The 7,371-nt window shown below is 58.7% G+C and carries 8 protein-coding genes; 4 read left to right on the forward strand and 4 right to left on the reverse strand.

Going from position 1 to position 7,371, the window contains the following annotated elements:
- From BLW10_RS13155 to BLW10_RS13170, 4 genes are all read left to right on the forward strand, one after another.
- A partial coding sequence (locus BLW10_RS13155; protein ID WP_143117089.1) for a zinc ribbon domain-containing protein occupies positions 1 to 927 on the forward strand: 927 nt, incomplete at its 5' end.
- 196 nt (positions 928 to 1,123) lie between these two features.
- Entirely contained in the window at positions 1,124 to 1,486 is a 363-nt protein-coding gene (locus tag BLW10_RS13160) for a thioredoxin family protein (protein ID WP_091335416.1), read from the forward strand.
- A complete protein-coding gene (locus BLW10_RS13165; RefSeq protein ID WP_091335418.1) occupies positions 1,483 to 1,992 on the forward strand; it encodes a hypothetical protein in 510 nt (169 codons plus the stop codon). Before BLW10_RS13160 ends, BLW10_RS13165 begins: the two co-directional genes overlap by 4 nt.
- A gap of 108 nt (positions 1,993 to 2,100) precedes the next feature.
- The gene (locus BLW10_RS13170) at positions 2,101 to 2,706 is read left to right on the forward strand and encodes an HPP family protein (protein WP_091335422.1); all 606 of its coding nucleotides are present in this window, start codon (positions 2,101 to 2,103) and stop codon (positions 2,704 to 2,706) included.
- Positions 2,707 to 2,777: 71 nt separating this feature from the next.
- Here the strand turns inward: BLW10_RS13170 and BLW10_RS13175 are convergent, their stop codons facing one another.
- The 4 genes from BLW10_RS13175 to BLW10_RS13190 form a co-directional block, all read right to left on the reverse strand.
- Positions 2,778 to 4,568: an ABC transporter transmembrane domain-containing protein gene (locus BLW10_RS13175; protein WP_091335424.1), complete on the reverse strand. Its 1,791-nt coding sequence runs from the start codon at positions 4,566 to 4,568 to the stop codon at positions 2,778 to 2,780.
- Positions 4,569 to 4,632: 64 nt separating this feature from the next.
- Positions 4,633 to 5,085 carry a dihydroneopterin triphosphate diphosphatase gene (gene nudB / locus BLW10_RS13180; RefSeq protein ID WP_091335427.1) on the reverse strand — a complete coding sequence of 151 codons (453 nt, stop codon included), beginning with the start codon at positions 5,083 to 5,085 and terminating at the stop codon, positions 4,633 to 4,635.
- Entirely contained in the window at positions 5,082 to 6,860 is a 1,779-nt protein-coding gene (gene aspS, locus BLW10_RS13185; protein ID WP_091335432.1) for an aspartate--tRNA ligase, read from the reverse strand. Before aspS ends, nudB begins: the two co-directional genes overlap by 4 nt.
- A gap of 142 nt (positions 6,861 to 7,002) precedes the next feature.
- A partial coding sequence (locus tag BLW10_RS13190; protein ID WP_143117090.1) for an ISAs1 family transposase occupies positions 7,003 to 7,371 on the reverse strand: 369 nt, incomplete at its 5' end.

Below are 7,371 nucleotides of genomic sequence, written 5' to 3' on the forward strand. Positions count from 1 at the left end.
CTGGAATGCCCAAGAGCGATTCGAGACGGAGCCGTTGCAGAAGCCTGTGAAAACGTGAAAAAAGCGATTGCAAAATATAAAGCTACTTCGCAAGTGAGCCGTGTTTCGTTCAAGTCTCGTAAGCAAATTCAGCAATCATTTTTTCTCAGAAACGATCAATGGTCAAAAGATCGTCGCGGGTTTAACGTAAGGTCTTTAGGGAGCTTAAAGTTCTCTGAGGAACTTCCGGTGAATCTGCGAGATGGTCGCGTTATAAAGTACGCAACACAGTGGTCTGTCGCTATTCCGGTTACAAAAAGCACCGAGCGTACCGAGAACCAAGGGCGCTTAGTCTCCCTAGACCCAGGAATACGATCATTTCAAACGTTCTTTAGCGACCAGTTCGCAGGTCATCTAGGGCAACAAGACTTCCAAAGAATTGCGAGACTCGCAAAGCATTTGGATGATCTGTTGTCACGAAAAGACCGTGAGAAAAGTAAGCGTAAACGCTTGTCACTAACTAATGCAGCTAATCAAATTCGAGTTAAGATAAAGAACTTGATAGATGAATTGCATTGGAAGGTAGCGAGATTTCTCACTGATAACTTTGATGTGATCTTATTGCCTACGTTTGATACGCAACAGATGGTAGTTAAAACAGCGAGAAAGTTGCGTAAGAAATCTGTCAGGTCGCTATTGTCCTTTAGCCATTACAAGTTTGGACAACGACTTGAACAGAAGTGCATCGAACGTAGCAAAAAACTCATTCGTGTTTGCGAAGCCTATACTAGCAAAACTGTTTCATGGAACGGTAAGTTGCTCAATATCGGGTCAGCAAAAACGATCACATCAGAAGGAATTACGGTCAATCGTGACATCAACGGCGCTCGTGGAATCTTTTTACGAGCTTTGGTGGATTCGCCCATCCTCATTGAGGGTGCGCGTTAATTGTCTACAATTTTTTGTAGATTTTATTAACGAAATTGAATCAGCATATGCCCGAGGTGCAAGGACGATTTACGGGTTTATTGCCGCCGAAAGACGCAGTGGCCGGTGTATCGAACCATCACGCCCTACATTGAGTCCTACCCAGCCGAGACCGTCGCCTTCCCGTCATCGATCTATCACCTGCGGTACCGCCTGCATGTCATCTGCCGACCCATCTACTGCCTTGATTTTTGATGTCCACTACGAAGATTTTGACACCCAGGTCATTGCCGCCTCGGCCACGCAACCGATTTTGGTCGATTTTTGGGCCGATTGGTGCGGCCCCTGTCACGCCCTCGCGCCGCATCTCAAGCGCGTCATCGAGGAGCAAAACGGACGGCTACGGCTGGCAAAAGTCGAGGTCGATGAGGGCGAGAATATGCGCCTTGCCGGTCAGTATCGCGTGCGCGGCTTTCCGACCGTGATTCTGTTTCAACAGGGCGAAGAGCGCGGGCGGTTCAGTGGGGCACGGTCGCGCACACAAATCAATCATTGGCTTCAGGAGCATGTATCCGCATGATGTGTCAATTTACACGCCATCTCGCTGTCTGCTGTGCGGCATTCGGCCTCGTCGCGGCTAGTTCTGTCAACGCGCTCACGCTCGTCGTCGCAGACAACGCCATCACCGGCATCACTGGATTAGAGATCGCCGAACAACGCTATGATGTGAGATTTACAGACGGCGCGTTTAATGCCGTCTATCCGGCCGCGTGGAGCGGATATGGGCCGTTGGCGCGTCAGGTCGCGCAGGCACTGTTGGCCGCAACCGCGACGCTACAGGCCGCGCCTAACTGGAATGCCACCCTGCGGCCTCGCGGCTGTCAATCTGCTGATTCTTGCACCGTGTTGATTCCCGAACAGGCCGACGCTGCCGCACCGCACGCCCGGATGATGCAGGCGGTTGAGGCGATCTACAGCGCCGACCGTTTTAGCACCGTGCCCGATCCGCTTTGGCCGTTCGATGCCGCGACCGACACCCAATACATGCCCGATATGCTCTACGCGATTATCACGCCGTCGCGTTAGCTGTTCTGTCACTGTGCCCGCGATCCGGTTTGACCCGGATCAAGGCTCGTCGCCGCCCGCCGCGCTAGGGTGCCCGCCAGATATCACTATTCTGGAGTGCCGCACCGGATGATCCGACATGCTGAAACTGCGCCCACCGCGAGCGGTGCCGGTACTGGGCACAGAGGGGCGCTTGGCCGGTATTTGAGCAAAATGCGCGGTTCCACGCACGACAGCCCGCCGCGTGTCAGCAACGCCGAGATTCTCTGGTCATGGATTGGCGCATTTCTCGGCATCACGGCGGTTGCCGGTGTGCAACGCTGGTTTTTTAGCGGAACCGATCTCACGTTCATCATCGCCTCGCTCGGTGCCTCAGCAGTGCTGGTTTATGGCGCGGTGCGCAGTCCGTTGGCCCAGCCGCGTAACCTGATCGGCGGGCATGTGCTCTCGGCGCTGGTCGGCGTGACCTGCTGGCAGTGGCTGAGTTTTGAACCCGGATTAGCGATGGCGGGGGCGGTGGCCACCGCGATTGCCCTGATGCACCTGACGCGCACGCTGCATCCGCCCGGCGGTGCAACGGCGCTGATTGCGGTGATTGGCTCGGAGCAGATTCACGCAATGGGGTATCTCTACGTGCTGGTTCCGGCGCTGCTCGGGCCGCTGGTGCTGCTGCTGGTGGCGCTGATTGTGAATAATCTTCCAGCCAATCGGCGCTACCCAGAGGTGTGGTTTTAGCGGCGGAGCGAGATGAACAGCGTGCGGCGCGATCAATCAACGGCGACAAAGAGTGTCTAAAACGTCACCATTTAACCACCACACGGCTCCTGAAACTGCAAATTCGCCAACCGCGCATACAGCCCATCCTGCGCCATGAGCGCATCATGCCGCCCCGAGGCGACCAGTTGCCCCTGATCGATCACGATAATGCGATCCGCATTGCGCACGGTGGCCAGCCGATGGGCGATGACGATGCTGGTGCGCCCCTGCATCAGGGTTTCGAGCGCCTCTTGCACCAGTCGCTCGCTTTCGGCATCCAGCGCACTGGTCGCCTCATCAAGCAGTAACAGCGCCGGATTGCGCAGCAGCGTGCGAGCAATGGCGATGCGCTGGCGCTCGCCGCCCGAGAGCCGCACGCCGCGTTCACCTAAATGCGTATCAAAGCCCTGCGGCAGACGTTCGATAAACTCACGGGCGTGTGCCGCATCAGCGGCGCGACGCACAGCGTCATCCGTCGCACTTTCGAGACCATAGCGGATGTTTTCCCACGCACTTGCGCCAAAAATCACCGGATCTTGCGGCACCAGCGCGATGCGACTGCGCAACTCATGCGGATCAAGTCGGCGGATATCGACGCCATCAAACAGCAGACTGCCCGCCGCTGGGTCATAAAAACGCAGCAGCAGTTGGAACAGCGTCGATTTGCCCGCTCCCGACGGGCCGACGAGCGCCAAGCGTTCGCCCGGCTCAACCGTCAAATCAAGTCCATTCAGTGCCGCTGTATCAGGACGTGAGGGATACACAAAGCGCACAGCACGCAGTTCAATCCGTCCGCGTGACGGTTCGGGCAGCGGCTCGGGATCAGCGGGCGGCAAGATCGCCGGCTGAATTTCCAGCAGTTCCATCAGCCGTTCGCTGGCTCCAGCACCGCGTAACAGTTGTCCGGTCAGGTCACTGAGCGAACCGACCGCGCCCGCGACCACAATGGCATAGAACAGAAAGGCGGAGAGTTCACCGCCGCTCAATGTCCCTTCGAGCACGCGATGCCCGCCGACCCAGAGCACCACGCCAATCGCGCCGAAGGTGAGCAAGGTCGCAATCCCCGACAGCAGCGCACTCGATAGCGAACGGCTCATCGCCACCTCAAATGCCGCCTCGACCTGCTCGCCATAGCGCCGACTGTCAATCGGCTCGTGACAGAACGCCTGCACCGTGCGAATGCCGTGAATCACTTCATCGACATAGGCACCGACATCGGCGATGCGATCCTGACTACTGCGCGAGAGCGTGCGCACGCGCCGCCCGATGATCCACACCGGCAGAATGACAACCGGCAAGCCCGCCAGTACTAGCCCAGTTAGCCCAGGACTGGTGATCGCCAGCATGAACACACCGCCGATCACTAACAGCGAGGTGCGAATCGACATCGCCAGCGTCGAGCCGACCACCACTTGCAGGATCGCGGTATCACTGGTCAGGCGCGAAATCACCTCGCCGGTGCGCGTGGTCTCGAAAAAGGTCAGATCCAGCGCCAGCACCCGCTCAAATACGGCTTGCCGGATGTCCGCGACCACCCGTTCGCCGATCCAGTTGAGCAGATAACTGCGCACCATAATCGCCGCTGCCGTGAGCACGACGACGAACAAAAACAGCAACAGCGAGCGGTCGAGCGATGCGGCTGACCCAGTGCCGAGGCCCGAATCAACCACCACGCGGATCACCTGTCCAAACGCGAGCACCGACGCGGCGGCAATCAGCAGCGCCCCCAGTGCAACAGCCAGCCGTCGCCGATAGGGTTGGGCAAATTGCAACAGCCGCTTGAGTGCGGCGAGATTGCGGGTCGCGGGGCGATCAATCGAAGTGGCTTTATTGTCGCGCATGGGGTGAGTCGATGGGGTCAGGCATGGAGGGATCGCGGCAAGATGGGGGCGGATGCGACCAAGCTCAAAGCCAAGCCAATCGTGCCGCGACCGTTTCAATCGTCTCACGGTTCGTCCATGAACCCGTCAGTGCGGCGGCGGTGTGAGCTGGGAGCCAGCGGTATTCGAGATGCTCGCGGGGATTGAGCTGTATCCGTCGCCGTGAGTCTAAGATCAGGGCAAAGCGATATTCACGGTTAAAACACACATTGGGCGCATACCGCTGCCGCCACGCGGGGATGATCGGAAACAGCACCGATTGTCGCAGGTCGATCAGTGCCCCGCCGACGCGCAAGCCGGTTTCTTCCCAGACCTCACGCGCTGCCGCGTGGCGCGGGGTTTCGCCCGGCGCGAGACTGCCGGTCACGGATTGCCAAAATCCCGCCGGTCGCGTGCGGCGCAAGAGCAAGAACTCGCCGCCTCGCGTACAGATGACGACGAGCGCCGACTGCGCCCGTTTTAGTGCGTGTTGGCTCAAGCCCGTGTCCGCAACCGCAGTGCCAGTTCTTTAAGCTGCACATCGTCCACCGTCGAGGGCGCATCAGTGAGCAAACAGGCCGCCGTCTGCGTTTTGGGGAAGGCCATCACATCGCGGATCGAGTGGGCGCCAGTCATCAGCATCACCAGCCGATCCAGACCGAACGCCAATCCGCCATGCGGCGGACAGCCGAAACGCAATGCCTTGAGCAGGAAGCCGAAACGATCTTCGGCCTGTTCATCGCTGATATTTAACAGCTTGAACACTTGTCGCTGTACGGCATCGCGGTGAATACGGATCGAGCCGCCGCCCAATTCAGTGCCGTTTAACACCATGTCATAGGCCCGTGAGAGACAGGCTCCGGGGTTAGTCTCAAGCAGTTCAAGCTGTTCATCTTTCGGCGCGGTGAACGGATGATGCAGCGCCACCCAGCGGCCATTTGCCGGATCGTGCTCGAACATCGGGAAATCCACCACCCATAGCGGCCGCCACTCGCCGTCGAGCAAGCCGCGATCCTGACCGAGCTTGACGCGCAGCGCACCAATCGACTCGTTGACGATTCGCGCTTTATCCGCGCCAAAAAAGATCAAATCGCCGTCCTCGGCTCCGGTGCGCTCGATGATGCCGTGCAGAGCGGCGTCGGTCAGATTCTTGACAATCGGCGATTGCAGCCCGTCGCGGCCCTTGTTCGCCCAGTCATTGACCTTGATATAGGCCAGCCCTTTGGCCCCATAGATGCTGACAAACTGGGTATAACCGTCGATCTCTTTGCGCGACAGTTCGCCACCTTTCGGCAGCCGCAGCGCCACCACGCGCCCTTCGGGATCATTCGCCGGGCCAGCGAACACCTGAAAATCGACCCCGGCCATCAGATCGGCGACATCAATCAATTCTAGCGGCACGCGCAAATCAGGCCGATCCGAACCAAAGCGGCGCATGGCCTCGGCATAGGTCAGACGCGGGAAGGGATCGGGCAGCTCGACGCCGATCACCTCGCGGAACAGACGACGAATCATCTCTTCCATCAGCGCCATCAGCTCGTCCTCGCGCATAAACGAGACTTCAATATCGAGCTGCGTGAACTCGGGCTGGCGGTCGGCGCGTAAATCCTCGTCACGGAAACAGCGGGCGATCTGATAATAACGATCCAGTCCCGACATCATCAGCAATTGCTTGAACAACTGCGGCGACTGCGGCAGGGCAAAAAACTCGCCGGGATGGGTGCGGCTGGGCACCAGATAATCGCGTGCGCCCTCGGGCGTGGATTTGGTGAGAATCGGCGTCTCGATGTCGAGAAAGCCGCGCTCATCGAGAAAGCGGCGCATCGCTTGGGTGACGCGACTGCGGGTACGTAGACGCGCCTGCATTTCGGGGCGGCGCAGATCGAGATAGCGATAACGCAGCCGCAGTTCTTCCGACGCATCTGCCGCGTGGCTGTCGAGCTGAATCGGCGGGGTTTCAGCAGCGTTGAGGATTTCCAGATCGAGACCGAGAATTTCAATCTCGCCGGTCGCAAGATCGGGGTTGGTCGTGCCTTCGGGACGGGGGCGCACGCGACCTGTAATCTTGAGCACATATTCACTGCGCACCTGCTCGGCGCGGGCGAACACCTCGGCGCGATCTGGGTCAAACACCACCTGCACCACGCCCTCGCGGTCGCGCAGGTCGATAAAAATCACCCCGCCATGATCGCGCCGACGCTGCACCCAGCCGCAGAGGACGACCTCATGACCGGTCTGCTGACTGTTTAATTCTCCACAATACTGCGTGCGCATCGCTGTTTTCGCCCCGTCGTGTTCTTTAAGGTGGATCGCTCCGGCAGACACTGAGCCGGAACCATCATCAAAAAGCAGCGAAGATTACTGGTCATGGGGGTTGAGCGCAAGGGTTGACGCGAAGCCTGTCAGGGCGATCGCGCTATATAGTTTTCCTATTGTGTTCGCCGAGCAGTAGCTCCATCCGGTAGTTATCGTTGAGCGCGGCGCGTAGTTTTCGCTGGCGCAGACTGTCCTTCGGTGGCCCATTGTGCTGCAAGAGGTTGAGCGCCATACGACGCAGCAGGGCCAGATTCTCGGGGCTATGGTCGTGGCGGGTGCGACAGGCATCTTCGCCAAACTGGACATCGAGGATCCAATGCTGTTGATTCTCGATGCTCCAATGCTGGCGCACTGCGGCGGCGAAGCGCGGCAGATCCGTGAACGAACAGAGGAATTCGCGTGTTTCGGTGCTGGAGTGATCGCCGATAAGGCGGGTGGACGCCACCCGTCCCACCGCTTTGAGTCCGGC

Origin of the sequence: Allochromatium warmingii (genome assembly GCF_900107145.1) — a bacterium.
Lineage (GTDB): Bacteria > Pseudomonadota > Gammaproteobacteria > Chromatiales > Chromatiaceae > Thermochromatium > Thermochromatium warmingii.